Consider the following 25,776-nt stretch of genomic DNA (forward strand, 5'->3'; position numbering starts at 1 on the left):
TCCGAGCCTATTGACATGGGGGAGGAGACGGGAGGGGGCACGAGTCGGCGCATCGCGGCACACCGCAATTAGCTACCCGAAGCGCCGTGCGCGTACTCCGTCGGAAGGACGGGCTCCCCGCGCGAGAGTTGCGTGGCCGACATCGGGAGCCCCGCACGCGCCGCCGTGTGCCGGTCCCGCGCCGCGTCCAGCGGCTCACGGGCGACGACCTCGCCGCTCTTGACCAGCTCCACCAGCAGCTGCCGGTCCGCCAGCTCCGCCGGCACCGGACCGGTGCCGACCACCTCGGCCTCGGCGACCCCGTAGGAGTCCAGCCGCCGCGCGGCCCACTTGCGCCCGCCCACGGACGTCTTGCCCCCGCTCGACTTCTTCGCCACCGGCACCAGCGGCGCGTTCGGCTCCGCGGACTCGGCCCGCGCGACCAGCTTGTAGACCATCGAGGACGTCGGGTGTCCGGACCCGGTCACCAGCTGCGTACCGACGCCGTACGCGTCCACGGGCGCCGCCGCCAGCGAGGCGATCGCATACTCGTCCAGGTCCGAGGTCACGATGATCTTCGTGTCGGTCGCGCCCAGCTCGTCCAGCTGCTGCCGCACCCGGTGCGCCACCAGCAGCAGATCGCCGGAGTCGATCCGCACGGCCCCGAGCCCGGGTCCGGCGACCTCCACGGCCGTACGGACCGCCTCGGCGACGTCGTACGTGTCCACCAGCAGCGTCGTGCCCCGCCCCAGCGTGTTCACCTGGGCCTGGAAGGCGTCCCGCTCGCTGTCGTGCAGCAGGGTGAAGGCGTGGGCGGAGGTGCCGACGGTGGGGATGCCGTAGCGGAACCCGGCGGCCAGGTCCGAGGTGGTCGCGAAGCCGCCCACGTACGCGGCCCGGGACGCCGCCACCGCCGCCAGCTCGTGCGTGCGCCGGGCGCCCATCTCGATCAGCGGCCGGTCCCCGGCGGCCGACGACATGCGCGAGGCGGCCGCGGCGATGGCCGAGTCGTGGTTGAGGATCGAAAGGATCACGGTCTCCAGCAGCACGCACTCGGCGAAGGTGCCCTCGACCCGCATGATCGGCGAGCCCGGGAAGTACACCTCGCCCTCGGGGTAGCCCCAGATGTCCCCGCTGAAGCGGTAGCCGGCGAGCCAGTCGAGGGTTTCCTCACCGACGATCTCGCGCTCGCGCAGGAAGTCGAGCACGCCCGCGTCGAAACGGAAGTTCTCCACCGCGTCCAGCACCCGTCCGGTGCCCGCCACGACGCCGTAGCGACGCCCGTTCGGCAGGCGCCGGGTGAAGACCTCGAACACGCTCCGCCGCTCGGCCGTGCCCGCCTCCAGGGCGGCCCGCAGCATCGTCAGCTCGTACTGGTCCGTGAAGAGCGCCGTCGAGGGAACATCCACCGGCAGCCCAAGGTCCGCTGTGTTCATGAGCGGGATCGTACCCCCATTTCGTCAGTTTGACGATTTGCATCAAGGTCCCCGGTTTCCAGGCCCGTTTGTGCGACTACCCCCCTCGGGTGGCAGCATGGGCAGTGTGACGTCACCCGCGCCCCTGGAGATCGAACGGACCGAGTCGGCGGAGGAGGTTTTCGCCGTACCGGAGCCGGACCTCCCCTGGGTCACCATCGTCCACAACGACCCGGTCAACCTCATGAGCTATGTGACGTACGTCTTCCAGACGTACTTCGGCTACTCCAAGGACAAGGCCACCAAGCTCATGCTCGACGTCCACCACAAGGGCCGGGCGGTCGTCTCCAGCGGCAGCCGCGAGGAGATGGAACGCGACGTGCAGGCCATGCACGGCTACGGCCTGTGGGCCACCCTCCAGCAGGACCGCAAGTAGCCAGCTCCCCGCCCAGCAGCGAAAAGGCGTTCATGCCCGGAACCTTCGAACCGCTTCCCGGCGGCGGCGCGGCCGTCGCCCTCGACGACGTCGAGATCTCCATCATCCGGTCGCTGGCCGTCCAGCTCCTGGAACTCATCGGTCCCGGCCCCGCCGAGGACGCTCCCGAGGACCCGCTCGCCGAGCTGTTCGCCGACGGCCCGAGCGAGCCGCCCGCCGACCCGGTGCTCAAGCGCCTCTTCCCGGACGCCTACAGCGACCCCGAGCAGCCCGCCTCGCCCCGGGACGCCGAGGAGCAGCGGGCGTACTCCGCCGAGTTCCGCCGCTACACCGAGAACGACCTGCGGGCCGGCAAGCGGGACAACGCCCTCGCGGTGATCCGCTCCCTGGACGCGCTCTCCTCGGCCTCGGCCGGCGAGGGCGGCGCGGTGCTGAAGCTGTCGGTGGAGGAGTCCCAGCGGTGGCTGAGCGCCCTGAACGACCTGCGGCTCGCGATCGGCTCGCGGCTGGAGATCACCGACGACGAGGACACCGACCTGCTCTACCGCCTCCCGGACGAGGACCCGCGCAAGCCGATGGTGATGGCCTACCTGTGGCTGGGTGGACTCCAGGAGACGCTGGTCGGAACCCTTATGCCCTGATCCGTGCAGGTTCTGTGACCGCCGGGTGACCGATCGGTGTTCGCTCAGAGGACACTCAAATCCGGATAACGATCGCGTCACCGCACCCGCCTCCTATGGCCTCTTTCGGGTGCGCTTTGTCCGGTTTCCCTGTGTGGTGCGCCACATCGCGCCCCTGTGATCAGTATTGCGGCCGTGATAAATCTTCACGACCGCCCGGCCGACACCACCCGAATGTCCGGCCGGGTGCGCCACCGAGCCGACAACCGTCGGCCAGGCACCGCTCCATTTATCCGGGGGGATCGAGACCCGATCCGAGGCCGACGAAGGTCCGGGTCGGCATGGAGAAAGGCGCACCACACATGACCTCTGCGCAGGTCGACACGGAAAACGTGCCCGAAGAGGGGTACGAGCGCGGCCTCGGCAGCCGCCAGGTCCAGATGATCGCCATCGGCGGCGCCATCGGCGTCGGCCTGTTCATGGGTGCCGGAGCGAACATCGCCAAGGCCGGCCCCAGCATCATCCTCATGTACGCCCTCGCGGGCGTCGTCATCTTCTTCATCATGCGGGCGCTGGGCGAACTGCTCCTCTACCGGCCCGTCTCCGGCTCCTTCGCCGAGTACGCCCGCGAGTTCCTCGGCCCGTTCTTCGGGTTCGTCACGGGCTGGACGTACTGGCTCATGTGGGTGGTCACCGGCATGGCCGAGCTCACGGCCGCCGCGATCTACATCCACTTCTGGTTCCCCGAGATCCCGCAGTGGGTCAGCGCCCTGGTCTTCCTGGTGGTGCTCTTCGGCGTCAACCTGATCTCCGTCAAGATCTTCGGCGAGGTCGAGTTCTGGTTCTCGATGATCAAGGTCACGGCCATCATCGGCATGATCGTCATCGGTCTCGGCGTGCTCACCCTCGGCTTCTCCGACGCCGGTGACACCGCCACCGTCTCCAACCTCTGGTCGCACGACGGCTTCTTCCCGAACGGCATCGGCTCCAGCCTGATGACGCTCCAGGGCGTCATGTTCGCCTACCTCGCCGTCGAGCTCGTCGGCGTCACCGCGGGCGAGTCCGAGAACCCCGAGAAGACCCTGCCCAAGGCCATCAACACGCTGCCCTGGCGCATCATCGTCTTCTACGTCGGCGCGCTGCTGGTGATCCTCTCCGTCGTCAAGTGGACCGAGTTCTCCGCCGGTGAGAGCCCGTTCGTCCACGCCTTCGGCGAGATCGGCATCCCGCTCGCCGCTGGCATCGTCAACTTCGTGGTGCTCACCGCGGCCCTGTCGTCCTGCAACTCGGGCATGTACTCCACCGGCCGGATGCTGCGCGACCTGGCCGCCAACAGCGAGGCGCCGCAGGCGTTCGGCAAGCTCAACGCCCGCAAGACGCCCGCCGTCGGCATCACGGTCTCCGTGGCGCTCATGGGCATCGGCGTCGTCCTGAACTACGTCGTCCCGGAGAAGGCGTTCCTCTACGTCACCTCCGTGGCCACCGCGGCCGGCATCTGGACCTGGATGATGATCCTCGTCAGCCACATCCGCTACCGCGCCGCGGTCGACGCGGGCCGGCTGCGCGCCTCGTCCTTCCCCGCTCCCGGCGGTGCGCTCTTCAGCTGGGTCGCGCTCCTCTTCCTCATCGGCGTGACCTGCATGATCGCGTACGACAAGGACGCGCGGATCTGCCTGTACGTCGCGGCCGGCTGGGCCGTCGCCCTGGCCATCGGCTGGGCGATCCTCAAGAGCCGCAACCCGCAGATCGCCGAACGCCGCGACGCGGAGTTCGAGAAGGTCGGCTGACCAACCCGCCAGGACGTCCAGCCGCCGGGAGTACTCGTGGCGCCCCCGGCGGCTGCCGCTCAGGACGTCCGGCATGTGGGCCGTTCCGTACCATCCATCGGTACGGAACGGCCCTTCTGCTTATCCTGACGAGCATGCTGACCATCACCCAGGCCCTCGTCGACCAGATCGTCGCCCACGCGCGCAAGGACCACCCCGACGAGGCGTGCGGCGTGATCGCGGGCCCCGCGGGCTCGGACCGCCCCGAGCGCTTCATCCCGATGCTGAACGCGGCCATGTCACCCACGTTCTACGAGTTCGACTCCGGCGACCTGCTCAAGCTCTACCGCGAGATGGACGACCGAGACGAGGAGCCGGTGGTGATCTACCACTCCCACACGGCGACCGAGGCCTACCCCTCGCGCACCGACATCTCGTACGCGAACGAGCCCGGCGCGCACTACGTCCTCGTCTCGACGGCCGACACCGACGGGGCCGGGGAGTTCCAGTTCCGCTCGTTCCGGATCGTGGAGGGCGAGGTCACGGAGGAGGAGGTCGAGATCGTCGAGGCGTACTGAGCGCGTCGGCACTGGGCTGAACAGGGCAGTCTCACTCTCCGGCCCGAAATCGTCCGAGATGTGGGATCACATTCCAGTACCCGGACCGGGAATCGATACGATGAGCCCATGGTTTTCCACGACGTGAGCGACAAGACGCCGGGCATGCTGCTCGTTGCGCGGCTGCACGTCGACCTGTGCAGGCTCGCCAGCGCCATCTGTTGACGCCGATCCCTGCCGCCGTACGGCCGTGAGCCGCGGCGCTGCACACACGCACCATCCCGCTGTTCCTGCGCTGCCGCGCGCGCCCGACTGACTACTCCCGACAGGAGCCCTGAGCCATGGCCATCGAGGTCCGCATCCCGACCATCCTCCGCACCTACACCGACGGTCAGAAGGTAGTGGAGGGCAAGGGAGACACCCTCGCCGAGCTCTTCACCGACCTCGAGACGCGGCACGCCGGCATCCAGGCCCGCATCGTGGACGGCGACCAGCTCCGCCGCTTCGTCAACGTCTACCTGAACGACGAGGACGTGCGCTTCCTCGACGGCATCAACACCAAGCTGACGGACGGCGACAACGTCACGATCCTGCCGGCCGTGGCCGGCGGCATGGTCTGATCACCGATGCGATACGACTCACCCCTGGCCGCGGTCGGCAACACCCCCCTGGTGCGCCTGCCGCGGCTGTCGCCGTCCGCCGACGTCCGTGTCTGGGCGAAGCTGGAGGACCGCAACCCGACCGGGTCGGTCAAGGACCGCCCGGCCCTGCACATGATCGAGCAGGCGGAGAAGGACGGCCGCCTGACCCCGGGTTGCACCATCCTGGAGCCGACCAGCGGCAACACCGGCATCTCGCTCGCCATGGCGGCGAAGCTCAAGGGCTACCGCATCGTGTGCGTGATGCCGGAGAACACCTCGCAGGAACGGCGCGACCTGCTGGCCATGTGGGGCGCCGAGATCATCTCCTCCCCGGCAGCGGGCGGCTCCAACACCGCGGTGCGCGTCGCCAAGGAGCTCTCGGCCGAGCACCCGGACTGGGTGATGCTCTACCAGTACGGCAACCCGGACAACGCGGGCGCCCACTACGCGACGACGGGCCCCGAGATCCTCGCGGACCTGCCCTCCGTCACCCATTTCGTGGCGGGCCTCGGTACCACCGGCACGCTCATGGGCGTGGGCCGCTACCTGCGCGAGCACAAGCCGGACGTCCAGATCGTCGCCGCCGAACCGCGCTACGACGACCTGGTGTACGGCCTGCGCAACCTCGACGAGGGCTTCGTCCCCGAGCTGTACGACGCGTCGGTCCTCACCAGCCGCTTCTCGGTCGGTTCGGCGGACGCGGTCACCCGCACCCGCGAGCTGCTCCAGCAGGAGGGCATCTTCGCCGGCGTCTCCACGGGCGCCGCGCTGCACGCCGCGCTCGGCGTGGGCAAGAAGGCCGTGGCGGCCGGTGAGCCGGCCGACATCGTCTTCGTCGTCGCCGACGGCGGCTGGAAGTATCTGTCGACGGGCGTCTACACGGCGGCCACGACGGAAGAGGCCATCGAGACGCTCCAGGGCCAGCTCTGGGCGTAACCCGACGGCAGACCACACGAGAAGGGCCGGAGCGAGAACTCCGGCCCTTTTGCGTTTTCGGCCCTTCCGGGTTCGGGCTTCCGGGGCCGTGCCGTCCTGCGGCAGTCGGGTGGGCTCGCCGGCGAGTGCGGCGGCCGCGGCCGGGACCAATGGCCCGGTCCTCGCCGCGGGTCGGCGTGGACGTCCGTCCCCGGGGGCTTGCGGTCCTGGTGGGAGCCCGGGCGCGGTTCGGGTGCCGGTTCGCCTTGCGGTCGTCGGGTGGGCGCACCGGGTGCTGGCCGCGGTCCGCTGTCGTGCTGGTGCTGGTGCTGGTGCTGGTGCCCGGTGCTGGTGGTGGTGCCCGGTGCTGGTGGTGGTGCCGTGGCCGCAGCGGCGGCGAAGATCGCGCCTACGGCCGGGCCACCACCCGGTCCTCGGCGCGGGCCGCCGGACCGGCCGCGGGCCGACTCGCCCGGCCGTATCGGCGGTCGTCGCCGCGCCCGGCTGTCTCGGCGGTCGTCGCCGCGCCCGGCTGTCTCGGCGGTCGTCGCCGCGCCCGGCTGTCTCGGCGGTCGTCGTCGCGCCCGGCTGTCTCTCGGTCGACTGTCCCGTCCGGCCCTGCCCGGGCGGCCCGCCCGGACCGCGGCCGGGCCTGTGGCAGGTTCCCGTGCGGGCGCCGCGCAGGGAGACCCGGCTCTCAGCCGGTCAGATACCGCACCTGGTCCCACAGCGTCGGGTCCACCACCCCGACCCGTCGCCGGAAGCCCCACACCGGGACCTCCCGCAGTTCGTCCGTCTCCAGGAAGCTCGCGCGGCCCTGGGGGTCGCCGACCGTGCCCGGCGGGAGGGGGATCACGCCGGTCCGCTCGTGCCGGAACCTGGTGGTGATCTTCGCGACGGTCGCCCGCTCCCCGCGCACCGCCAGCACCAGACACGGCCGGTCCTTCGTACGCTCCTCGTCCTCGTAGGGGACGTCCGCCCACCAGATCTCCGCCGGCTGCGGCTGCCCCGCCACCGCGGCGGTCCCGGCCGCCGTCCGGCCCCGCCGCGCCGACGACCGCCGCCCCCAGCCGTCGACGAGCGTTGCGACGAGCGCGAGCAGTATCACCGCGGCGAGCGCCAGCCACCAGGACGTGTCCATACTGAGACGTTACCGGCGCCATCACCTCCCCCGCGCCCTTCTCACAAGGATCACACCCGGCGCTGCCAGCCGAACCGGTGACACCACAGGTGAGTTCGCCCACAACAGGCCTTGGCGGAGGAGCTACCGGAGGTTTTGCGCCTTACGCTCGACGAACCGCACGACCCCCGACGCCCCTCTCAGACATTCCCGCCAGCGGAGGTTTCTGCTTCATGAAGCTCACCGTCGTCGGCTGCTCGGGGTCGTTCCCGTCCGCGGAATCGGCCTGCTCGAGCTACCTCGTCGAGGCCGACGGCTTCCGGCTGCTTCTCGACATGGGCAACGGTGCCCTGGGCGAGTTGCAGCGCCACTGCGGTCTCTACGACCTCGACGCGATCTTCCTCAGCCACCTGCACGCCGACCACTGCATCGACATGTGCGCGTACTTCGTCGCGCGTTACTACCGCCACGACGGCGGCCGCTGCGATCCGCTCCCCGTCTTCGGACCGGAAGGCACGGAACACCGGCTGACCACCGCCTACGCGGACACCCCTTCCGCCTCCTCCATGAGCGAGGTCTTCGACTTCCACACGGTCAAGCCGTCCACCTTCGAGATCGGCCCGTTCACGGTGCACACCGAGCGCGTGGCCCACCCCGTGGAGGCCTACGGCATCCGCGTCGAACACGACGGCAAGGTCCTGACGTACTCCGGCGACACCGGCGTGAGCCCCGCCCTGGACGAACTCGCCCGGGACGCCGACCTGTTCCTGTGCGAGGCGGCGTTCACGCACGGCAAGGAGAACATCCCCGACCTGCACCTCAACGGCCGCGAGGCGGGCGAGACGGCGACCCGGGCAGGTGCCCGGCGTCTGGTCCTCACGCACATCCCGCCGTGGACGGACCCGCAGGCCAACCTCGCCGACGCCCGCGCGGTGTACGACGGTCCCGTGGACCTCGCGGCACCCCGGCAGACGTACGAGATCTGAGCACCCGAGCACGAAGAGGCCCCGGAACCGTAGCGGTTCCGGGGCCTTCACCATGTGCGGGCTACTTCGCCTCCGCCTTCTGGAGCTCGGCGAGTTCCTCGTCGGACTCGCGGCCCGGCGTCGGCAGGTTGAACTTGGTGATCGCGAAGCGGAAGACCACGTAGTAGACCGCCGCGAAGCACAGGCCCACCAGGGCCAGGCCCCACGGGTTGGTCGCGATGCCCAGGTTCAGGAAGAAGTCCACCGCGCCGGCCGAGAAGCCGAAGCCGTCCTTCATTCCCAGGGCCCAGGTCAGCGCCATCGAGACACCGGTGAGCACGGCGTGGATCGCGTACAGCACCGGGGCGATGAACATGAAGGTGAACTCGATCGGCTCGGTCACACCGGTGACGAAGGACGTCAGCGCGAGGGAGAACATCATGCCGCCGACGACCTTGCGGCGCTCCGGGCGGGCACAGTGCACGATCGCCAGGCAGGCGGCAGGCAGGGCGAACATCATGATCGGGAAGAAGCCGGTCATGAACTGTCCGGCGCTCGGGTCGCCCGCCAGGAACCGGGCGATGTCACCGCTCTTGCCCTCGTAGGTGCCGGCCTGGAACCAGGGGAAGGAGTTGAGCAGGTGGTGCATGCCGATCGGGATCAGCGCGCGGTTGGCGACACCGAAGATGCCCGCGCCGACGGCTCCGGAGCCCACCAGCCACTCGCCGAAGTTGTGCAGGGCCGTGCCGAGGACCGGCCATATGTAGCCGAAGACGATGCCGATGACCAGGCCCGCGAAGGCGGACAGGATCGGCACCAGGCGGCGGCCGCCGAAGAAGCCCGCCCAGTCGGGCAGCTTGGTGCGGTAGAAGCGCTGGTAGAGCAGGGCGACGACGAGGCCCATCACCACACCGCCGAGGACCTTGGCGTCCACCGGCGCGTCCGTCATGACGACCTTGCCGTCGACGGCCGTCGCCACCTGGGGCAGGTTCGGGTCGGTGAACGTGGCCAGCACGTTCTTGAAGACCAGGTAGCCGACGACGGCGGCGAGAGCGGTCGAGCCGTCCGACTTCTTCGCGAAGCCGATCGCGATGCCCACGGCGAACAGCAGCGGCATGTTGTCGAGGATCGCGTTGCCGCCCGCGCTCATGAAGCTCGCGATCTTGGTGATGAACTCCGGGAACGACTCCCGCCCGAGCATGTCGGTGTTGCCGAGGCGGACCAGGAGGGCGGCGGCCGGCAGTACGGCGACGGGCAGCATGAGGCTGCGGCCGATACGCTGCAGGACCGCCATCACCGCAGACCCCTTCTTCGGGCTCGCGGGCGCGGCTGTGGCTGTGGACATGAACTTCCTCCATGGGGCACGGCGCCGCCCAGGAAGAGTTCGACGGGGGACGGCGGCGTCTCAAAAGGGGAACGCGGTCTCCACCGCGCGACCTCCACCAGTGAGTGGTGTAGACCAGTTGTAGCACGGTAGGCCGAACGAGTGGAACCCGCGAATTCCGCCCGCTGTGACGAACTGGAGGCTGCGGCTCCCGGCCCCTTTGTGGAGAGGCGGGCTCGTGGTGTAGACCTGTTGCCCCAACTGTGGGTTACTGCGACAAAGCGGTTCGATCAGGGAGAACGAACATGGCCACCAAGGCTGAGAAGATCGTTGCCGGGCTCGGCGGCATCGACAACATCGAAGAGGTCGAGGGCTGCATCACCCGCCTGCGGACCGAGGTCGTGGACCCCGCCAAGGTCGACGAGGCCGCCCTGAAGGCCGCCGGCGCCCACGGCGTCGTCAAGATGGGCACCGCGATCCAGGTCGTCATCGGCACCGACGCCGACCCCATCGCCGCGGAGATCGAAGACCTGATGTGAAGTGCGGGGATCGTCCCGGGCTTCACCCCCTGACAGACCGCCGAGGTCGGTCGTGAGGGCCCCTTTCCACCGCGGGAGGGGCCCCTTCCGTATGTACGGATAGGCTCAGCGGCATGTCTCGAATCGACGGCCGCACCCCCCAGCAACTCCGCCCGATCACCATCGAACGCGGCTGGAGCAAGCACGCCGAAGGCTCCGTCCTCGTCTCCTTCGGCGACACCAAGGTCTTCTGCACCGCCTCCGTCACCGAAGGCGTCCCGCGCTGGCGCAAGGGCAGCGGTGAAGGCTGGGTCACCGCCGAGTACTCCATGCTGCCCCGCTCCACCAACACCCGCGGCGACCGCGAGTCCGTCAAGGGCCGCATCGGCGGCCGCACCCACGAGATCAGCCGCCTCATCGGCCGTTCGCTGCGCGCCGTCATCGACTACAAGGCCCTCGGCGAGAACACCATCGTCCTCGACTGCGACGTCCTCCAGGCCGACGGCGGCACCCGCACGGCGGCCATCACCGGCGCCTACGTGGCACTGGCGGACGCCGTCGCCTGGGCCCAGCGCAAGAAGCTGATCAAGGCCGGCCGCCAGCCCCTGACCGGCACCGTCAGCGCCGTCTCCGTCGGCATCGTCGGCGGCGTCCCCCTCCTCGACCTCTGCTACGAGGAGGACGTCAAGGCCGACACCGACATGAACGTCGTCTGCACCGGCGACGGCCGCTTCGTCGAGGTCCAGGGCACCGCCGAGGCCGAACCCTTCGCCCGCGACGAACTCAACGCCCTCCTCGACCTCGCCGTCGCCGGCTGCACGGAACTCGCCGCCCACCAGCGCACGGCGCTTGATACCGTCCTCGAAAAGTAAAGGGCGCGCCAAGACAGGTGCTCGGCACGGGCAACCGTGCCGAGCACACTCGCGTCTGAAGGAGTACGGGCGCACGGCTCATCCCTGTGCGTCCGGCCAGCCACACGGGCCGCCCGGCCCGACCGACGAGAGGGACCGTTCCATGGCCGCGAGCCGCCGACGCCGCACCGCAGCCGTCGCCGCCACTCTGGCGGCCGTCGCGCTGACCGCCGGACTCACCACCGGCTGCGCCGCCGTCGACAAGGCGCTGGACTGCGTCCAGACCGCCGACGCCATCGCCGACAGCGTCACGGAACTCCAGCAGGCCGTGGACAACGCCGCGAACGACCCGAAGCAGCTCGACGAGTCCCTCGACTCCATCGACAAGAACCTGACCAAGATCGGCGACAAGACCGACAACGCGGACGTCAACAAGGCGGTCGACGACCTCAACCAGGCTGTCGGCAACGTCCGTACGGCGGTCAAGAACGGCGACGAGACGCCCGACATCAGCCCGGTCACGGACGCGGCGGGTGAACTGACCAAGGTCTGCACGCCGTAACGCTGCGCCGGGGCTACTCGTTTGCCGGGTTTCGGTGGTGGCCGGCTGCGGGTGCGTCGTGGTTGATCGCGCAGTTCCCCGCGCCCCTTACGGGGCGCTCCCCGGCAATACTGGGGGCCATGACGCGCTTGATCCTCGCCACCCGTAACGCCGGAAAGATCACCGAGCTCCGGGCGATCCTCGCCGAAGCCGGGCTGCCGCACGAACTCGTCGGTGCCGACGCCTACCCGGACATCCCCGACGTCAAGGAAACCGGCGTCACCTTCGCGGAGAACGCGTTGCTGAAGGCCCACGCCCTGGCCCGGGCGACGGGGCTCCCGGCCGTCGCCGACGACTCCGGCCTCTGTGTCGACGTTCTGAACGGCGCCCCCGGCATCTTCTCCGCCCGCTGGTCCGGCCGCCACGGCGACGACAAGGCCAACCTCGACCTGCTCCTCGCCCAGCTCTCGGACATCGCCGACGAACACCGCGGCGCCCACTTCGCCTGCGCGGCGGCGCTGGCCCTGCCGGACGGCACGGAGCGGGTCGTGGAAGGGCGGCTGCGGGGCGTCCTGCGCCACGAGCCCACGGGCTCGGGGGGTTTCGGTTACGACCCTATCCTCCAGCCGGACGGGGAGACGCGGACCTGCGCGGAACTGACCCCGCAGGAGAAGAACGCGATCAGCCACCGGGGCAAGGCCTTTCGGGCGTTGGTGCCGGTGGTGCGGGAACTGCTCGGCTGACGGCAGGGAGAAGGGCGCCCCACCAAGTGGTGCGCCCTTCGTGAATGAGCCCGGTGGGACTCGAACCCACGACACACCGGACCTAAACCGGCGCCCTCTAGCCAGCTGGGGTACGGGCCCACAGCGCTGCCTACTCTACTGGGCGTCACGGATCACTCGACGGCCTCCTCGCCACCACGCTTCGGTGATCGTCCGCCTACCAGCAGCTGAAGGTTCTCGCAAGCGAGGAGAGGCCGAAATGCTGCGGTCGGTCTCGCCGGAGCCGGCGCTTCGGGGGGTCTGAGCGACCTGCCACTCCGTCACTGTCCGAGCCGGATCATCGTGCCGCCGGCCGATGCGACTGCGGTGCCCAACCGCCGTTGCCACCCGCAGGACCTGGCGGTTCCTTCACGAAGCGCGGTCCTCGACCACCTGGGTCACCCCCTTCGTGCGAGCCGTCCATACCCTTCACCTGGCCCTCTCGGACCGGCGGCGAGCGGCACAAGATTTTTACGTCACATTGACTTAAAGATCATCTGTTCGATAGCTTCCTCGCCTCGCCTGATGTGGACAGGCCTCATGGGGGGCCGCATCGGGTGGGAGATTCGGAGTTCCCGCATGTCGGGCAGATCCTCCAAGCGCGCGTCCGCCGTGATCGCCATGGCGTCAGCCTTCACCCTCGCGTTGTCCTCTGGTGCCTGGGCCAACTGGTCGAGCAGCATCAACTCGTGGACGGACGGCGGCGGCAGCAACGGGCAGTCCCGCTACTGGGCGGACGAGAGCTACTCGGAGATCATCTTCAAGGGCTGTTCCGTGCAGGGCGGCAGTAAGACCACCGGGGTCGAGCTGTGGGACTACGACGCGCTGTCGTCCAACGACTTCTACGGTGAGAAGACGTTCACCAACTGCTTCAACGGCAGCACCTACGCGAGCCGGGGCGAGTACAACGGCCTGCCCCAGGAGTCGGACTACTACTTCCAGCTCGACAACGTCGGCGGCGGAAGCAACGCGTGCTGCCTGCTGTGGGCGACCTACGCGGGAGTCGACACCTCTCTCGCCGATTCCTGATCAGTGATCTGCAGCGTGGTGCCTCGCCGTCGGCGAGGCACCACGCCCCCTTTTCGGACCGCTCCAGGAAGCCAAGAAGTGAAACCCCTCACACTCATCAGGTCCAGCAGCGCGCTGCGGGTCGCGCCTGTCGCCCTGCTCCTCGTGTTCGCCTACTACGCCACCGATCTCGGTGACGACCTCCGCATCGATCCGCTGGGCTACTCCGCGACCGTGGTCGACGCGGTGCTGCGCAACCTGCTGCCCGTGGCCTTCGCGGTTGCCTCGGGTCTCGCCGCGTGGGAGGCGCGGAAGCTGGGAGCCTCCGGAATCTGGGGGCTGGGGGCGGTGCGATCCCGCTACACCATCGCCGCACAGCATCTGCTGCCCGTGGTCGCGCTGGCCTGGCTGCTCCTCATCCTTCCCACGCTGTGCGCCCTGGTCCAAGAGCAGGTCGCACCCGACCTGCCCGGCCTCACGCTGCTGGCCTTCGGGCTGGTGCTCTGCGTCGCCCACGGCATCGTCGGGTTCGCCGTCGGAGCCACCATCCGCCACATCGCAGTGGTCCCGATCATCGCGGTCACCGACTTCCTGGCCGTCGGCTGGTCCACGGGACTGGAGACACCGTGGCCCCGGCACCTCACCGGCCTCTTCGCCGGAAAAATGATGTTCGGCGAACTGCCCACCCCCGCCGCCCTCGCGGCTCCCCTCCTGCTCGCCGTCGGCTCCGCCTGCGCCATGGTCCTGCTCTGGACGCCTGTTTCCCGCTGGCTCCGAGGAGCCGTCGCGGCAGCACTCGTCGTCGCCTGCGTGTTCGGCTCGTTCTCCTTGGTCAGCAACTGGAGCTACATAGGCCCACGGAGCACCGGTCACGGCACGGTCGCCTGCGCCGGGCAGTCCCCCCGCATCTGTCTGCCCGAGGCGCGCGCCGAGCACATCTCCTCTCTCACCGAGGAAGCGGACGCCACGCTGGAAACCCTGCGGCGAGCCGGCCTGCCCGCCGAACCGACTTCCATCGCGGACACTTCCCTCAGCCTCCGGTATCCCGAACCGTCCACCGAGGAGGACTGGACCGTCCCACTCGGGGTCGGCGAGGCGACCGGCACCGTCCGCTACCAGATCGCCCGCGAAGTGGTGCGTTTCGAATGCGCCCCTCCCGCCACCGGACCCGCCCGCCTGGTGTACTTCTGGGTGTCCTCCAAGGTCGGGCAGGCGGACACCTACTTGAGACGGCTCAGCTCCGAGCCTGATTTCACCCCTCAGGAACGCAGCCGTATCCAGGACGGAGTGGGGAAGGTCCTGCGGTTGAGCAAGGCCCAGCAACTCGACTGGTACGAGACGACCGTGGCGGAGGCCTGCGAGGAAGACGGGAAAACAACGTGATGTGGTGGCTGCGTGCCCGCCGCGCCCACACTCGACTGCCCCTGGGCTTCCTGATGTTCGCGCTGCTGGCGGCGATCGTTCAGGACACCCCCCTCTTCCTGCCGTCCATCTGGTCCGGCGGCTCCGAGATCGTGCAGGCCGCCACCCTGGTCCCGCTCGTGCTGACCTCGGTCCTCTTCGACTGTCTGCACACCCGGCTGGACGCCGCCGAGAACACCGGAATCCGACCCGTCAGGTTCTTCGACGTCCTGCTCTCGCTCGGCGTGGTGGCTCTCGCATGTGCTGTGGGTGAGGTGATCGCCATGGTCACCGGGGCCGCATCGGCCGAGACACTGGGCCGCAACACGGCCTTCCTCGCCGGCCTCACCCTGTTGTGCGGGGCTCTCTTCGGGAGATCCGCAGTCCTCGTTCCCGCACTGTGGCCGCTGCTCGGCGTGCTGTTCGGCATGAGAGCGCCCGGTGACGCCTATCCGTGGACCGTCCTCCTCGAACCGCCCGGCACCTGGTACGCCACGACGGGAGCCGTCTTGATGCTCACCGTCGGCGTGGGTGCCCACCTCCTTTCACCGACCCGCTTCGCACGGAGAGCCGCATGACGCTTGTTCTCGATTCCTGCACTTTCGCCTACGGCCGACGGCGGGCTGCCGTGCTGAAGGACTTCAACTACCGCCTTCCGGACGGACTGACCATTCTTCTCGGACCGAACGGGGCCGGAAAGTCCACCATGTTGCAGCTGGCCGCCGCCGTCACCACGCCGCAGCGGGGAACCGTGACGTGGGACGGACTTGACGCCAAGAGCAAGGACTACCGGCGGACGGTGGCCTGGATGCCGCAGAACATCACCCCCCTGCCCTCACTCACGGCACGCGAGTACGTCGCCTATGTGGGCTGGCTCAAGGGAATGAGCAGGGGCGCTGCCTGGGCCAACGCTCCTCGGGCGCTGGCCCGCGTCGAGATGTCGAAGCAGGCCGCCACCCGCACCGGCCGGCTCTCGGGCGGTCAGCTGAGGCGGGTGGGGGTGGCCTGTGCCCTGGTCCACGACGCACGGGTGCTCCTCCTGGACGAACCCACGGCCGGCATGGACCCACGCCAGCGACGGGTCTTCCGCGATCTCCTCGCCTCGGTCAAGGGCGAGGTCCGCATCCTGCTGTCCACGCACGACGTGACCGACCTCGCCGAAGAGGCCGATCACGTGTCCGTTCTGGTGGGCGGACGTCTCGTGCAGAGCGGTTCCACCAGGGAGTTCCTCGCCCACACTCCGCCCGGCACGGCGCAGGGCCGGGCTGCCGAGGGGGCTTATACGACCCTGCTCGAGTCGGCCTGACCCGCTCGGGTCTGTGATGCGGGCCGAGATCGTCTCGGCCCGCATCGGTTCCGAGCCCCGCCGGACCGGATCAGATCCCCAGATCCTTGATGATCTTGGCCACGTGGCCCGTCGCCCGGACGTTGTACAGCGCGCGCTCGACCTTGCCCTCCTCGTCCACGACGATCGTGGAGCGGATGACGCCCATGTAGGTCTTGCCGTAGTTCTTCTTCTCGCCGAAGGCGCCGTAGGCGTCCAGGACCTGCTTGTCCGGGTCGGCCAGCAACGTGACCTTCAGGGACTCCTTGTCGCGGAACTTGGCCAGCTTCTCGGGCTTGTCGGGGGAGATGCCGATCACCTCGTAGCCCGCGCCGGCCAGCAGCTCCAGGTTGTCCGTGAAGTCGCAGGCCTGCTTGGTGCAGCCCGGGGTGAGGGCGGCCGGGTAGAAGTACACGATGACCTTGCGGCCTTTGTGATCCGACAGGGACACCTCGGTGCCGTCGGCGTCGGGCAGGGTGAAGGCGGGGGCCACGTCCCCCGGCTGGAGTCGCTCGCTCATCGGGCCAGCGTAACCGGGGGTCCTGACAGTGCGATGAGCCGTGGAGCTGACAGACTGTCCTCCGGCACAGGCTTCATACCGACTTCGGAGGCGACACGGTGGCGGACACGGCGGACACCAGAACCCCGGCGCAGATCGAGGCGGACATCAGGCGCCGCCGCGCGACCCTGGCTGAGACTCTCGACGAGATCGGCGTGCGGGTGCACCCGAAGACCATCGTCGGGGACGCCAAGGCCAAGGTCGCGTCCAACATCGATCACACCCTCGGACGGGCGTACGTGGAGGTCAACCGGGCCGTCACCGACGTGCGGGCCCGGTTCGTGGACGAGGACGGGGCGCCGCGCCTGGAGCGGGTCGTGCCGGTCGCGCTCGTCGTCGTCGGAGTGGTCGGGCTGCTCGCCTTCAGCACGCGGCGGCGCAAGGGCTGACCCGACCACGTACGTCCACGGGGAAGACAGGTAGGTTTCAGGGCGTGAGCGCCAAGAGAAACGAGCACAGCACCCATCCCGACAAGCTGCCCATCCGGATGCTGCACGACCGCGTACTCGTGCGGCAGGACACCAGCGAGGGCGAGCGGCGTTCGGGCGGCGGCATCCTGATCCCCGCCACGGCGGCGGTCGGCCGGCGGCTGGCCTGGGCCGAGGTCGTCGCGGTGGGGCAGAACGTACGGACCGTGGAGCCGGGCGACCGGGTTCTGTTCGACCCGGAGGACCGCGCCGAGGTCGAGGTGCGCGGTATCGCGTACGTGCTCATGCGCGAGCGTGATCTGCACGCCGTGGCCGCCGACCGGTTCGAGGGCTCGGAGGACTCGACGGGCCTCTACCTGTAGTTCGGACAGCAGCCGAAGGGGCCGGTGACGGGAGTCACCGGCCCCTTCGCGCTGCTTTGCTACCTTGGAGGGACCCCCGACGAGACGCGCCGTACCGGGACGAAGGCAAAGACGACGCACCCACACCGTCAGCCCGTTCCCCGGAGGTGCCCGTCATGGCCTGGGTCCTGCTCGTCGTCGCCGGTCTGCTCGAAGTCGGCTGGTCCGTCGGTATGAAGTACACCGACGGGTTCACGCGCCCGCTCCCCAGCCTTCTCACCGGCGCCGGCATCGTCGCCAGCATGCTGCTGCTGTCCCACGCGGCCAAGACACTGCCCATCGGTACCGCCTACGGCGTGTGGGTGGGCATCGGGGCGGCCGGGGCGGCGGTGTTCGGCATGGCCGTGCTGGGGGAGCCGACGACCGCCGCCCGGATCTTCTTCGTGTGCCTGCTGCTGGTCGCCGTCGTGGGGCTGAAGGCGACCAGCGGCCACTGATCTATTCGCGGCGGGCGCCCTGCGGGACCACGCCCCAGCCGGGGCCCGTCGGCCCGCCCGTCGCGCCGCCGTCGGTCTCGTCGCCGCCGCCCTCCGTCGTACCGCCGTCGGTCGTGCCGCCGTCGGTGGCCGTGCCGCCGTCGCCGGTCCCGCCGTCCGCGGTGCCGCCGCCGGTCGGGGACTCGCCGCCCGTGCCGCCGTCGGTGGTGCCGCCGTCGGTCTGGCCCTCGGTCTGCCCCTCGGGCGCGCTCGGGGACTGGCCGGGCGTCTCGGTGCCGGTCTCCTGGCCGCCGGTGGACGTGCTGCCGCCGTCGGTGGTGCCGCCCGTGGTCGGATCGGCCGGGGGCTCGGTGCCGGGGGCCTGCGAGACGTCGGCGCCGGGCTGGAGCCTGAGGTCGAATTCCTTGACGGGCTTGCCCTTGAGGGCGTCCTGGGTGAACTGGGTCCAGATCTCCGTGGGCGCCCCGCCGCCGTTGATGCGGGGCAGGCCCATCGCGTTGTACAGCGACTTGTGGGCGGCGGTGACCGGGTCCTGGCCCATGACGGAGACGACCGTCGCGAGATCGGGGGTGTAGCCCGCGAACCAGGCCGCCGTGTCCTCCTCGGCGGTGCCGGTCTTGCCGGCGACGGGGCGGCCCAAGCCCTGCGCGGCGGAGGCCGTGCCGTTCTGGACGACGCTCTGCAGCATCGAGGTGGTGGTGTCGGCGGCCTCGCGGCTCACCGCCTGCCGGGTGCGCCGCTCCGGCAGCTCGATCGGCGAGCCCTCCTTGGTGACCTTCTTGACCATCGTGTACGTGCCGTGCCGGCCGTGGTTGGCGAGCGTGGCGTACGCCTCCGCCATGTCGAGGACGCTGGCGGTGGCCGTGCCGAGCGCGATGGCGGGGCCGTCGGCGAGGTCGGGGGTGGCCTCGGGGATGCCGAGGTCGATCGCGGTCTGCTTGACCTTCGAGGGGCCCACGTCGGCCGCCATCTGCGCGTACACCGAGTTCACGGAGCTGTCGGTGGCCTCGGTGACCGTGATGTCGCCGTAGGAGCGCTGGTCCTCGTTCTCCGGGGCGTACGGGTCGCCGGTCCAGCCCTGGACGGGGCGCTTGTTGGTGCCGTCGTAGATCGTGTTCGGGGTGATCATCCGGCCGTCCTGGGTCTCCGAGTGGTTCTCGACGGCCGCGGTGAACACGAACGGCTTGAAGGTGGAGCCGACCTGGAAGTCCCTGCGGGTGGCGTTCGGGGTGTACTGCTTGACGTAGTCGATGCCGTTGTACATCGCCACGACCTCGCCGGTCTTGGGATCGACCGAGGCGCCGCCCGCGCGGACGTAGCGGTCGACCTTGTTGTTCTTCTTGTCCAGCTTGTCCATCAGCTTGTCGTTGACGGCCTTCACGAACGCGTCCTGCCTGGGCTTCTGGAGCGTCGTGGTGATGCGGTAGCCGCCGGCGTCGAGCTTGCTCTCGTCGATGATCTTGTTCTGGGTGAGGTAGTCCTTGACGGTCCGCACGATGTAGCCGCGCTGCCCGGACATTCCGGTGGACAGCGTGGACTCCTTCGGCACCGGGAACTTCATGCCCGCCCGCTTGGACTCGCTGAGCCAGCCCTTCTTGACCATGCCGTCCAGGACGTAGTTCCAGCGGGACTCGGCGGCCTTGCGGTTCTCGGGGTGGGCGACGACGTCGTACTGGCTGGGCGCGTTGACGAGCGCGGCGAGGTAGGCGGCGCGGGCCGGGTCGAGGTCCGTGGCGTCCATGCCGTAGTAGGCCTGGGCGGCGGCCTGGATGCCGTAGGCGTTGCGGCCGAAGTAGCTGGTGTTGAGGTAGCCCTCGAGGATGTGGTCCTTGCTCACCTCGCGGTCCAGCTTGATCGCGATGAAGAACTCCTTGGCCTTGCGCGTGACGGTCTGCTCCTGGCGCAGGTAGTAGTTCTTCACGTACTGCTGCGTGATCGTGGAGCCGGACTGCTTGCCCTTGCCGAGGGCCGTGTTCCAGGCCGCGCGGAGCATGGCCTTGGGGTCGATGGCGGACTCGGTGTAGAAGTCGCGGTCCTCGGCCGCCAGGATCGCGTGCTGGGCGTCCTTGGAGATCTGCGGGAGGGTGACGTTCTCCCGGTTGACCTCGCCGTCGCGGGCGATCACCGAACCGTCCGCGTAGAGGTAGACGTTGGCCTGCTTGGTGGCGAGCGCGTTGGCCGGGGGGATCTGCACCAGCGAGTAGCCGAGGAAGAAGCCGCCGACCAGCAGCAGGGCGACGATGATGAAGCCGCCCAGCGTCATGCGCCAGGTCGGGATCATCCGGCGCCAGCCGGTGCGCTTCGGTTTCCCGGCCGGCCGGGCCTCCGGCGCGGCCGGGTCGCCGTCCGCCTGCGGCTCTCTCGGTGCCCAGCCCGGTGTCGGCTGCTGCGGCTGCGGCTCGTCACTCATGTCGTGCACGGACTCCTGTTTCGCGTCGTACGTCGTTCCCGTACGTCTCTGCTCGCTCTTGCGCCCCTGTGATGAAGACTGTCCCACCCGGCGATCAGTTCCCTGACCGAGGGCCGTGTCGTGAGGCGGGTGGCGCGCGGGCGAACGCCCGGCCGAACGCAGGGTGCAGTGAGCCGTCCTGCGCGCCTGCTCGGATCGCGATCTCGCGTGCGCGACATTCGCCTGAAGGGGGACACGACGACGATGCGACTGCTCGCCCTGGCCACGGGCGCCTCGGCCCACGCGGACGCAACGGATCGTACCGTCTGGGCCGGTGCGCACTCGCCCCGCGGCGCCCGAGCCCCTCCTCGAAAACCCGTGGCACGCGTGATCGCCGCTCCACTAGGCTCCTGCGCTTCGGTGCCCGGCGGCGAGGAGGGCTGTGGATGTGGGCTCGGGACGGTTGTACCTGGCCGTCGCTGCGGGGGCCTTCAGGCGGTATGCGACGTATCGGGCGGCCACCGTGGCCGGGGTGTTCACCAACACGGTCTTCGGCGTCATCCTCGTCTACACGTACCTGGCGCTGTGGGATGAGAAGCCGCATCTCGGGGGGTACGACCAGGCGCAGGCCGTGACCTACGTGTGGCTCGGGCAGTGCCTCTACGCGACCCTCGCCATCCAGGGCGGCGGCGCCGAGAAGGACCTGATGGAGCGCATCCGCACCGGTGAGATCGCCGTCGACCTGTACCGGCCGGCCGATCTCCAGCTGTGGTGGCTGGCGGGCGACGTGGGGCGGGCGCTGTTCCAGATGCTGGGGCGGGGCGTCGTCCCGTTCGCGTTCGGCGCGGTCTTCTTCCCCATGGCGCTGCCGACGTCGGTCACCCCCTGGGCGGCCTTCGTGGTCACGCTCCTGCTGGCGACGGTCGTCAGCTTCGCGCTCCGCTACCTGGTGGCCCTGAGCGTGTTCTGGCTCATGGACGGCATGGGCGTCAACCAGGTGCTGATGATCACGGGGATCTTCTTCTCCGGCATGGTGCTGCCGCTGAACGCCTTCCCGGGCGTGTTCGGTGACATCGTGCGGGTGCTGCCGTGGGCGGCGCAGATCCAGATGCCGGCGGATGTGCTGATGGGGGAGACCGACCCGCTCGGGGCGTTCGCCTTCCAGGCGGCGTGGGCGGTGGCGCTGCTCGCGGCGGGGCGGCTGCTGCAGTCGGCCGCGACGCGCCGGGTGGTGGTGCAGGGTGGGTGAGCGGAGCGCCCTGCTGGAGGGCCTGCGCGCCTACCGGCTGATCGCCGGGATGTGGGTGCGCTCCAGCATGACCTACCGCACCTCCTTCATCGTCACGGTGTTCGGCAACCTGTTGGTGACCGGCCTGGACTTCGTGGGAATCCTGCTGATGTTCTCGCAGGTCGACTCGCTGGGCGGCTGGTCACTGCCCGAGATCGCCTTCCTGTACGGGCTGTCGGTGACCGCGTTCGGGATCGCCGACCTGGTGCTCGGCTCGATGGACGTCCTCGGCGCCCGGATGCGCGACGGCTCGTTCGACATCCTGCTCGTGCGTCCCGCGCCGGTGCTCGCCCAGGTGGGCGCCGACCGCTTCGCGCTGCGCCGTCTGGGGCGGATCACCCAGGGCGCGGTGGTTCTGGGCTGGGCGCTGGTCTCGGTCGACGTCGACTGGAGCGTGCCGAAGGCGCTGCTGGTGCCGGTGATGGTGGTCAGCGGCGCGGCGATCTTCTCGGCGGTGTTCGTGGCGGGCGCGGCCTTCCAGATCTTCGCCCAGGACGCCGCCGAGGTGCAGAACGCGTTCACGTACGGCGGGACCACGCTGCTGCAGTACCCGCCGAGCGTGTTCGGGAAGGACCTGGTGCGCGGCGTGACCTTCATGCTGCCGCTCGCCTTCGTCAACTGGGTGCCCGCCGCCTACGTGCTGGACCGGCCGTACCCGATCGAGCTGCCCGGGTGGGCGGCCTTCGTGTCGCCGCTGGTGGCGGTGGCCTGCTGTGTGCTGGCGGGGATGGCGTGGCGGGTGGGGCTTCGTTCGTACCGGAGTACAGGGAGTTGACGGCGTTGGACAGCGCGGACGGTGTGGACAGCGGGTTCATCGAACTCGACGGCGTCGAGAAGGTCTTCGACGTACGCAAGAAGACCGGCTTCATGAAACGGGAGCGGCGGCAGGTCCGGGCCGTCGACTCGATCTCCTTCCGCGTGGAACGCGGCGAGATGGTCGGCTACATCGGCCCGAACGGCGCCGGCAAGTCGACCACGATCAAGATGCTGACCGGCATCCTCACACCGAGCGCCGGCCGGCTCCGGGTCGCCGGCATCGACCCCTCCCGCGAACGCACCCGGCTCGCGCACCGCATCGGCGTGGTGTTCGGGCAGCGTACGACGCTGTGGTGGGACCTGCCGCTGGTCGACTCCTACCGGCTGATGCACCGCATGTACCGGATCCCCGACGCCCGCTACCGCGAGAACCTCGGCCGTCTGGTCGAACTCCTCGACCTGGGCGACCTGCTGGACGTGCCGGTACGGCAGCTCTCGCTCGGGCAGCGGATGCGCGGCGACATCGCGGCGGCCCTGCTGCACGACCCGGAGGTGCTCTACCTCGACGAACCGACCATCGGCCTCGACGTCGTGTCCAAGTCCAAGGTGCGGGAGTTCCTGCGGGAGTTGAACGCCGAGCGCGGCACGACGGTGCTGCTGACCACGCACGACCTGCAGGACATCGAGCAGTTGTGCAAGCGGGTGATGGTCATCGACCACGGGCGCCTGATGTACGACGGCCCGCTCGCCGGGCTGCACGAGGCGGGGGAGAGCGAGCGGACCCTGGTGGTGGACCTGGAGCGGGAACTGCCGCCGATCGACGCCCCGGCACCCGCCCGGGTCGTCCGGGTGGACGGTCCGCGGCAGTGGCTGGCGTTCCCGGCGTCGGAGTCGGCGGCACCGCTCGTCGCGCGGATCGCGGCGGAGTACCCGCTGGTGGACCTGTCGGTGCGGGAGCCGGACATCGAGGCGGTGATCGCGAAGATGTACGCGGAACAGGCCGAGCGGGCGATCTCGTAGCCCCCGGCGGGGTGAACTCGTAATCTGCTGTATATGACCGACGACTCAGTCCCGGACCTCCGCGCCTCCGACGCCGACCGTGAACGGGTCGCCGAGATCCTGCGGGACGCCCTCGCGGAGGGCCGTCTCGACATGGCGGAGTTCGAGGAGCGGCTGGACGCGACGTATCAGGCGCGGACGTACGGCGAACTGGCGCCGATCACCCGGGACCTGCCGGCCGCGGGCGTCACGGCGCCCTCCGTGTCACTGACCAAGGAGCCCGCCCCCGGCCCGGACGGCTCGGACTGGTCCGGGCGGATCGTCGGCGGTGAGGGTTCCTCGTCGTGGGCCGTGGCCGTGATGTCCGGCTTCCAGCGCAAGGGGCGCTGGACGATGCCCCGGCGGTTCACCTGTCTCGCCCTGTGCGGCGGCGGGGAGATCGACCTGCGCGAGGCGAACTTCGCGGACCGCGAGGTCGAGATCAACGCGATCGCGATCATGGGCGGGGTGGACGTCATCGTCCCGCCCGGCGTCGAGGTCGTCGTCCGCGGCATCGGCATCATGGGCGGCTTCGACCACCAGGAGGAGGGCGTCCCCGGCACGCCCGGCGCCCCGCGCGTCATCATCACCGGCTTCGCCTTCTGGGGCGGCGTCGGAGTCCAGCGAAAGCTGACCCGGGCAGAGAAACAACGCCTCCGCGAGCAACGCCGCCAGGAGCGACTGGACGGCCGGTCGGGCCGCCGCCAGCTGGACTGAGGTGCCTGCTGCCTGCGGGCAGTCGTGCCGCTGGGACGGCACGGGTGGGCGATGGGGGTCCCCCCTGCTCGAGCGAAGCCGAGAGCTTGGGGGAGGCACCCCGCACCGCCGGGCCGCGGACCCACCCCCGCCCCGGCACCGACGCCAGTGCCGAAAAACAGGCCGCTCTACAGCTCCGCCGGCGCCGACCCCTTCAGACTCTCCAGATCGAACGCCTCCGCCATCCGCGCATACCCCTTGTCACTGGGATGCAGATGATCACCGGAGTCGTAGTCGGCCCGCAGCCGCCGCGGGTCATAAGGATCACGCAGCGCCTCGTCGAAGTCGACCACCGCGTCGAACACCCGCCCCGCACGGATCTCCGCATTGATCTGCTGCCGCACGGCTTCCCGCGCCTCCGAGTACCCCCGGTGCCCACCGAACGGCATCAGCGTCGCCCCCACGACCTTCAGCCCTCGCGCATGCGCCTGCCCGACCATCGTGCGCAGCCCGCCGAGAATCGCGTTCGGATCCGCGAGCCGCGGGTTGCGCAGGATGTCGTTGACCCCGAGGTCGATGACGACGACCTTGACGTTCGTCCGCTCCAGCACGTCCCGCTGGAAGCGGTTCAGCCCGCTGGGGTTGTCCGCCGGCCGGCCCAGTCCGTCCGTGAGGACCCGGTTCCCGCTGATGCCCTGGTTGACGACGCTGTAGCGGGGCAGGTCCCGCCCGGCGGCGATCTCCGCGCGTAGCCTGTCGGACAGGACGTCGGTCCACCTGTTGTTGGCGCCCGCCGTGGAGGTGATCCCGTCGGTGAGCGAGTCGCCGAGGACGACGACCGTCCCGTCGGACTCGTTGCTCAGCACGTCCAGCGCCGTCAGGTAACGCCAGTACATGCTCTGCTCGGTGTACGGCGCGCCCGTCGTGTCGGCCGCGTGGTCGCCCCGGGCGACGTAGGAGATCTGCCGGGCGTGCGGGTGGTATGTCACCGGGCCGGAGCTGGTCGGCGTGTACGTGGTGATCAGGACGTCCGCGTCGTGCGGGATGACGACGCGCACGGCGTCGCTCATCACCTGCCGGCCGGGCGGGATGACGACCGTCGGCCCGCCGTTGAAGGTCAGCTGCCGCAGCGTGTCCGGGAGCGCGGCGGCCGTGCCGCTGCCGGCGGCGACGGCGATCGAGGCACGCGTGATGCTCAGCGGCGACTGGCCGTAGAGATTGGACAGCGTCACGCGGGCACTCGTACCGCCGACGGTGGTGTGGACGACGTTGCGTACGGAACGGTCCGCCATGCCGGTCGTCTCCGTGCCCGGCTCGGCCGCGGCCGGGGAGGTGGACCAGGTGCCGACCCAGGTGCCGGTGGAGGCGGGTGCGGCGGAGTTGTTCGGGAGGCGGTCGTCGGCGAGAGCGTTCCGCGCCGGCGTACCTCTGTCGGACGCCACCCCGACGTATATGGCGGTGGAAAGGGCCACGATCGCTGCGACAACGAAGGCCAATAGGGCGTAACCACGACCCCGGGTCATGCTGTGTAGTTCTCCTCGGGCGATGGGAGCCCAAGGCTCCGATCTGATATGCCCATGATGCGTCATGGGCCGGGGGAAGCTCACACGGACCCCGTGTCACTACCCCCTCCCGACAGACG

Annotated in this window: 29 protein-coding genes, 1 tRNA gene and 1 riboswitch; of the genes, 23 read left to right on the forward strand and 7 right to left on the reverse strand. The window is 69.7% G+C overall.

Annotated elements, in window-relative coordinates:
- Positions 1-68 precede the first annotated feature (68 nt).
- Positions 69-1,415 (reverse strand): nicotinate phosphoribosyltransferase, encoded by a 1,347-nt coding sequence (locus MQE23_RS27520; RefSeq protein ID WP_037667269.1) that lies wholly within the window; start codon positions 1,413-1,415, stop codon positions 69-71.
- A gap of 97 nt (positions 1,416-1,512) precedes the next feature.
- On the opposite strand from MQE23_RS27520, the gene clpS reads away from it, so the two are divergent.
- The 7 genes from clpS to MQE23_RS27550 all read left to right on the forward strand — a co-directional run bounded on the left by clpS (position 1,513) and on the right by MQE23_RS27550 (position 6,350).
- On the forward strand, positions 1,513-1,830 hold the full coding sequence (gene clpS, locus MQE23_RS27525; protein ID WP_020270284.1) for an ATP-dependent Clp protease adapter ClpS: 318 nt from the start codon (positions 1,513-1,515) through the stop codon (positions 1,828-1,830).
- A 32-nt stretch (positions 1,831-1,862) separates the two neighbouring features.
- A complete protein-coding gene (locus tag MQE23_RS27530) occupies positions 1,863-2,471 on the forward strand; it encodes a DUF2017 domain-containing protein (RefSeq protein ID WP_243380550.1) in 609 nt (202 codons plus the stop codon).
- A 341-nt stretch (positions 2,472-2,812) separates the two neighbouring features.
- On the forward strand, positions 2,813-4,237 hold the full coding sequence (locus MQE23_RS27535; protein WP_037667272.1) for an amino acid permease: 1,425 nt from the start codon (positions 2,813-2,815) through the stop codon (positions 4,235-4,237).
- Positions 4,238-4,371: 134 nt separating this feature from the next.
- Positions 4,372-4,794 (forward strand): M67 family metallopeptidase, encoded by a 423-nt coding sequence (locus MQE23_RS27540; protein ID WP_010039980.1) that lies wholly within the window; start codon positions 4,372-4,374, stop codon positions 4,792-4,794.
- A 108-nt stretch (positions 4,795-4,902) separates the two neighbouring features.
- Positions 4,903-4,998, forward strand: a complete 96-nt coding sequence (locus MQE23_RS43700) for a putative leader peptide (protein WP_020270288.1) — start codon at positions 4,903-4,905, stop codon at positions 4,996-4,998.
- A gap of 116 nt (positions 4,999-5,114) precedes the next feature.
- Positions 5,115-5,393 (forward strand): MoaD/ThiS family protein, encoded by a 279-nt coding sequence (locus tag MQE23_RS27545; protein WP_020270289.1) that lies wholly within the window; start codon positions 5,115-5,117, stop codon positions 5,391-5,393.
- Positions 5,394-5,399: 6 nt separating this feature from the next.
- Positions 5,400-6,350, forward strand: a complete 951-nt coding sequence (locus MQE23_RS27550; RefSeq protein ID WP_020270290.1) for a cysteine synthase — start codon at positions 5,400-5,402, stop codon at positions 6,348-6,350.
- Positions 6,351-7,026: 676 nt separating this feature from the next.
- On the opposite strand, the gene MQE23_RS27555 is transcribed toward MQE23_RS27550, so the two are convergent.
- On the reverse strand, positions 7,027-7,470 hold the full coding sequence (locus MQE23_RS27555; protein ID WP_020270291.1) for a type II toxin-antitoxin system PemK/MazF family toxin: 444 nt from the start codon (positions 7,468-7,470) through the stop codon (positions 7,027-7,029).
- A gap of 212 nt (positions 7,471-7,682) precedes the next feature.
- Between MQE23_RS27555 and MQE23_RS27560 the strand changes: the two genes are divergently transcribed.
- Positions 7,683-8,435: an MBL fold metallo-hydrolase gene (locus MQE23_RS27560; RefSeq protein ID WP_020270292.1), complete on the forward strand. Its 753-nt coding sequence runs from the start codon at positions 7,683-7,685 to the stop codon at positions 8,433-8,435.
- Positions 8,436-8,496: 61 nt separating this feature from the next.
- Here the strand turns inward: MQE23_RS27560 and MQE23_RS27565 are convergent, their stop codons facing one another.
- Complete coding sequence (locus MQE23_RS27565) at positions 8,497-9,759, reverse strand: PTS transporter subunit EIIC (RefSeq protein WP_037667275.1); 1,263 nt, start codon at positions 9,757-9,759, stop codon at positions 8,497-8,499.
- A gap of 284 nt (positions 9,760-10,043) precedes the next feature.
- On the opposite strand from MQE23_RS27565, the gene MQE23_RS27570 reads away from it, so the two are divergent.
- From MQE23_RS27570 to rdgB, 4 genes are all read left to right on the forward strand, one after another.
- A complete protein-coding gene (locus MQE23_RS27570) occupies positions 10,044-10,277 on the forward strand; it encodes a PTS glucose/sucrose transporter subunit IIB (RefSeq protein ID WP_020270294.1) in 234 nt (77 codons plus the stop codon).
- Positions 10,278-10,390: 113 nt separating this feature from the next.
- On the forward strand, positions 10,391-11,128 hold the full coding sequence (gene rph, locus MQE23_RS27575; protein WP_020272543.1) for a ribonuclease PH: 738 nt from the start codon (positions 10,391-10,393) through the stop codon (positions 11,126-11,128).
- Positions 11,129-11,270: 142 nt separating this feature from the next.
- The gene (locus MQE23_RS27580; protein WP_243380551.1) at positions 11,271-11,669 is read left to right on the forward strand and encodes a hypothetical protein; all 399 of its coding nucleotides are present in this window, start codon (positions 11,271-11,273) and stop codon (positions 11,667-11,669) included.
- A 119-nt stretch (positions 11,670-11,788) separates the two neighbouring features.
- Entirely contained in the window at positions 11,789-12,391 is a 603-nt protein-coding gene (gene rdgB, locus MQE23_RS27585; protein WP_037669092.1) for an RdgB/HAM1 family non-canonical purine NTP pyrophosphatase, read from the forward strand.
- A 45-nt stretch (positions 12,392-12,436) separates the two neighbouring features.
- On the opposite strand, the gene MQE23_RS27590 is transcribed toward rdgB, so the two are convergent.
- A tRNA-Leu gene (locus tag MQE23_RS27590) sits at positions 12,437-12,511 on the reverse strand.
- A 477-nt stretch (positions 12,512-12,988) separates the two neighbouring features.
- Between MQE23_RS27590 and MQE23_RS27595 the strand changes: the two genes are divergently transcribed.
- From MQE23_RS27595 to MQE23_RS27610, 4 genes are all read left to right on the forward strand, one after another.
- Positions 12,989-13,438: a hypothetical protein gene (locus MQE23_RS27595; protein WP_020272540.1), complete on the forward strand. Its 450-nt coding sequence runs from the start codon at positions 12,989-12,991 to the stop codon at positions 13,436-13,438.
- A gap of 78 nt (positions 13,439-13,516) precedes the next feature.
- Positions 13,517-14,800 (forward strand): hypothetical protein, encoded by a 1,284-nt coding sequence (locus MQE23_RS27600; protein ID WP_243380552.1) that lies wholly within the window; start codon positions 13,517-13,519, stop codon positions 14,798-14,800.
- The gene (locus MQE23_RS27605; RefSeq protein WP_020272538.1) at positions 14,800-15,396 is read left to right on the forward strand and encodes a hypothetical protein; all 597 of its coding nucleotides are present in this window, start codon (positions 14,800-14,802) and stop codon (positions 15,394-15,396) included. The genes MQE23_RS27600 and MQE23_RS27605 overlap by 1 nt, the downstream gene beginning before the upstream one ends.
- Complete coding sequence (locus MQE23_RS27610; protein ID WP_037669085.1) at positions 15,393-16,124, forward strand: ATP-binding cassette domain-containing protein; 732 nt, start codon at positions 15,393-15,395, stop codon at positions 16,122-16,124. The genes MQE23_RS27605 and MQE23_RS27610 overlap by 4 nt, the downstream gene beginning before the upstream one ends.
- A gap of 70 nt (positions 16,125-16,194) precedes the next feature.
- Here the strand turns inward: MQE23_RS27610 and bcp are convergent, their stop codons facing one another.
- Positions 16,195-16,662: a thioredoxin-dependent thiol peroxidase gene (gene bcp, locus MQE23_RS27615; RefSeq protein WP_037669081.1), complete on the reverse strand. Its 468-nt coding sequence runs from the start codon at positions 16,660-16,662 to the stop codon at positions 16,195-16,197.
- A 98-nt stretch (positions 16,663-16,760) separates the two neighbouring features.
- On the opposite strand from bcp, the gene MQE23_RS27620 reads away from it, so the two are divergent.
- The 3 genes from MQE23_RS27620 (at position 16,761) to MQE23_RS27630 (ending at position 17,967) form a co-directional block, all read left to right on the forward strand.
- Positions 16,761-17,090 (forward strand): DUF3618 domain-containing protein, encoded by a 330-nt coding sequence (locus MQE23_RS27620; protein WP_020272535.1) that lies wholly within the window; start codon positions 16,761-16,763, stop codon positions 17,088-17,090.
- 44 nt (positions 17,091-17,134) lie between these two features.
- A complete protein-coding gene (locus tag MQE23_RS27625) occupies positions 17,135-17,491 on the forward strand; it encodes a co-chaperone GroES (RefSeq protein WP_010040015.1) in 357 nt (118 codons plus the stop codon).
- Between the two features lie 55 nt (positions 17,492-17,546).
- A riboswitch (guanidine-III (ykkC-III) riboswitch) is annotated at positions 17,547-17,612 on the forward strand.
- Between the two features lie 34 nt (positions 17,613-17,646).
- On the forward strand, positions 17,647-17,967 hold the full coding sequence (locus tag MQE23_RS27630) for a multidrug efflux SMR transporter (protein WP_037669079.1): 321 nt from the start codon (positions 17,647-17,649) through the stop codon (positions 17,965-17,967).
- Between the two features lies 1 nt (position 17,968).
- On the opposite strand, the gene MQE23_RS27635 is transcribed toward MQE23_RS27630, so the two are convergent.
- Positions 17,969-20,377 carry a transglycosylase domain-containing protein gene (locus tag MQE23_RS27635; RefSeq protein WP_037669077.1) on the reverse strand — a complete coding sequence of 803 codons (2,409 nt, stop codon included), beginning with the start codon at positions 20,375-20,377 and terminating at the stop codon, positions 17,969-17,971.
- 427 nt (positions 20,378-20,804) lie between these two features.
- Here MQE23_RS27635 and MQE23_RS27640 point away from each other — a divergent pair, with 427 nt between their 5' ends.
- From MQE23_RS27640 to MQE23_RS27655, 4 genes are read left to right on the forward strand one after another with little or no spacing between them, the layout of a single operon-like run.
- On the forward strand, positions 20,805-21,605 hold the full coding sequence (locus MQE23_RS27640) for an ABC-2 family transporter protein (protein WP_037669075.1): 801 nt from the start codon (positions 20,805-20,807) through the stop codon (positions 21,603-21,605).
- Complete coding sequence (locus MQE23_RS27645; RefSeq protein ID WP_020272531.1) at positions 21,598-22,419, forward strand: ABC transporter permease; 822 nt, start codon at positions 21,598-21,600, stop codon at positions 22,417-22,419. Before MQE23_RS27640 ends, MQE23_RS27645 begins: the two co-directional genes overlap by 8 nt.
- A 5-nt stretch (positions 22,420-22,424) precedes the next feature.
- Positions 22,425-23,420, forward strand: coding sequence for an ATP-binding cassette domain-containing protein (locus tag MQE23_RS27650; protein ID WP_243380554.1), 996 nt, complete (start codon positions 22,425-22,427; stop codon positions 23,418-23,420).
- Positions 23,421-23,453: 33 nt separating this feature from the next.
- Positions 23,454-24,155: a DUF1707 domain-containing protein gene (locus MQE23_RS27655; protein ID WP_020272529.1), complete on the forward strand. Its 702-nt coding sequence runs from the start codon at positions 23,454-23,456 to the stop codon at positions 24,153-24,155.
- A gap of 167 nt (positions 24,156-24,322) precedes the next feature.
- Here the strand turns inward: MQE23_RS27655 and MQE23_RS27660 are convergent, their stop codons facing one another.
- Positions 24,323-25,657 carry an SGNH/GDSL hydrolase family protein gene (locus tag MQE23_RS27660; protein WP_243380555.1) on the reverse strand — a complete coding sequence of 445 codons (1,335 nt, stop codon included), beginning with the start codon at positions 25,655-25,657 and terminating at the stop codon, positions 24,323-24,325.
- Positions 25,658-25,776: the final 119 nt, after the last annotated feature.

Origin of the sequence: Streptomyces sp. HP-A2021 (assembly GCF_022807935.1) — a bacterium.
In the GTDB taxonomy this organism is placed as follows: Bacteria; Actinomycetota; Actinomycetes; order Streptomycetales; family Streptomycetaceae; genus Streptomyces; species Streptomyces afghaniensis.

Coding starts and splice junctions, on each gene's coding strand:
- MQE23_RS27555 (WP_020270291.1), bottom strand. CDS start 7,470: ATGGACACGTCCTGGTGGCTGGCGCTCGCCGCGGTGATACTGCTCGCG.
- MQE23_RS27605 (WP_020272538.1), top strand. CDS start 14,800: ATGTGGTGGCTGCGTGCCCGCCGCGCCCACACTCGACTGCCCCTGGGC.
- rdgB (WP_037669092.1), top strand. CDS start 11,789: ATGACGCGCTTGATCCTCGCCACCCGTAACGCCGGAAAGATCACCGAG.
- MQE23_RS27565 (WP_037667275.1), bottom strand. CDS start 9,759: ATGTCCACAGCCACAGCCGCGCCCGCGAGCCCGAAGAAGGGGTCTGCG.
- MQE23_RS27570 (WP_020270294.1), top strand. CDS start 10,044: ATGGCCACCAAGGCTGAGAAGATCGTTGCCGGGCTCGGCGGCATCGAC.
- MQE23_RS27630 (WP_037669079.1), top strand. CDS start 17,647: ATGGCCTGGGTCCTGCTCGTCGTCGCCGGTCTGCTCGAAGTCGGCTGG.
- MQE23_RS27660 (WP_243380555.1), bottom strand. CDS start 25,657: ATGACCCGGGGTCGTGGTTACGCCCTATTGGCCTTCGTTGTCGCAGCG.
- MQE23_RS27595 (WP_020272540.1), top strand. CDS start 12,989: ATGTCGGGCAGATCCTCCAAGCGCGCGTCCGCCGTGATCGCCATGGCG.
- MQE23_RS27550 (WP_020270290.1), top strand. CDS start 5,400: ATGCGATACGACTCACCCCTGGCCGCGGTCGGCAACACCCCCCTGGTG.
- MQE23_RS43700 (WP_020270288.1), top strand. CDS start 4,903: ATGGTTTTCCACGACGTGAGCGACAAGACGCCGGGCATGCTGCTCGTT.
- clpS (WP_020270284.1), top strand. CDS start 1,513: ATGGGCAGTGTGACGTCACCCGCGCCCCTGGAGATCGAACGGACCGAG.
- MQE23_RS27545 (WP_020270289.1), top strand. CDS start 5,115: ATGGCCATCGAGGTCCGCATCCCGACCATCCTCCGCACCTACACCGAC.
- bcp (WP_037669081.1), bottom strand. CDS start 16,662: ATGAGCGAGCGACTCCAGCCGGGGGACGTGGCCCCCGCCTTCACCCTG.
- MQE23_RS27540 (WP_010039980.1), top strand. CDS start 4,372: ATGCTGACCATCACCCAGGCCCTCGTCGACCAGATCGTCGCCCACGCG.
- MQE23_RS27535 (WP_037667272.1), top strand. CDS start 2,813: ATGACCTCTGCGCAGGTCGACACGGAAAACGTGCCCGAAGAGGGGTAC.
- MQE23_RS27560 (WP_020270292.1), top strand. CDS start 7,683: ATGAAGCTCACCGTCGTCGGCTGCTCGGGGTCGTTCCCGTCCGCGGAA.
- MQE23_RS27580 (WP_243380551.1), top strand. CDS start 11,271: ATGGCCGCGAGCCGCCGACGCCGCACCGCAGCCGTCGCCGCCACTCTG.
- MQE23_RS27530 (WP_243380550.1), top strand. CDS start 1,863: ATGCCCGGAACCTTCGAACCGCTTCCCGGCGGCGGCGCGGCCGTCGCC.
- rph (WP_020272543.1), top strand. CDS start 10,391: ATGTCTCGAATCGACGGCCGCACCCCCCAGCAACTCCGCCCGATCACC.
- MQE23_RS27520 (WP_037667269.1), bottom strand. CDS start 1,415: ATGAACACAGCGGACCTTGGGCTGCCGGTGGATGTTCCCTCGACGGCG.
- MQE23_RS27635 (WP_037669077.1), bottom strand. CDS start 20,377: ATGAGTGACGAGCCGCAGCCGCAGCAGCCGACACCGGGCTGGGCACCG.
- MQE23_RS27655 (WP_020272529.1), top strand. CDS start 23,454: ATGACCGACGACTCAGTCCCGGACCTCCGCGCCTCCGACGCCGACCGT.
- MQE23_RS27610 (WP_037669085.1), top strand. CDS start 15,393: ATGACGCTTGTTCTCGATTCCTGCACTTTCGCCTACGGCCGACGGCGG.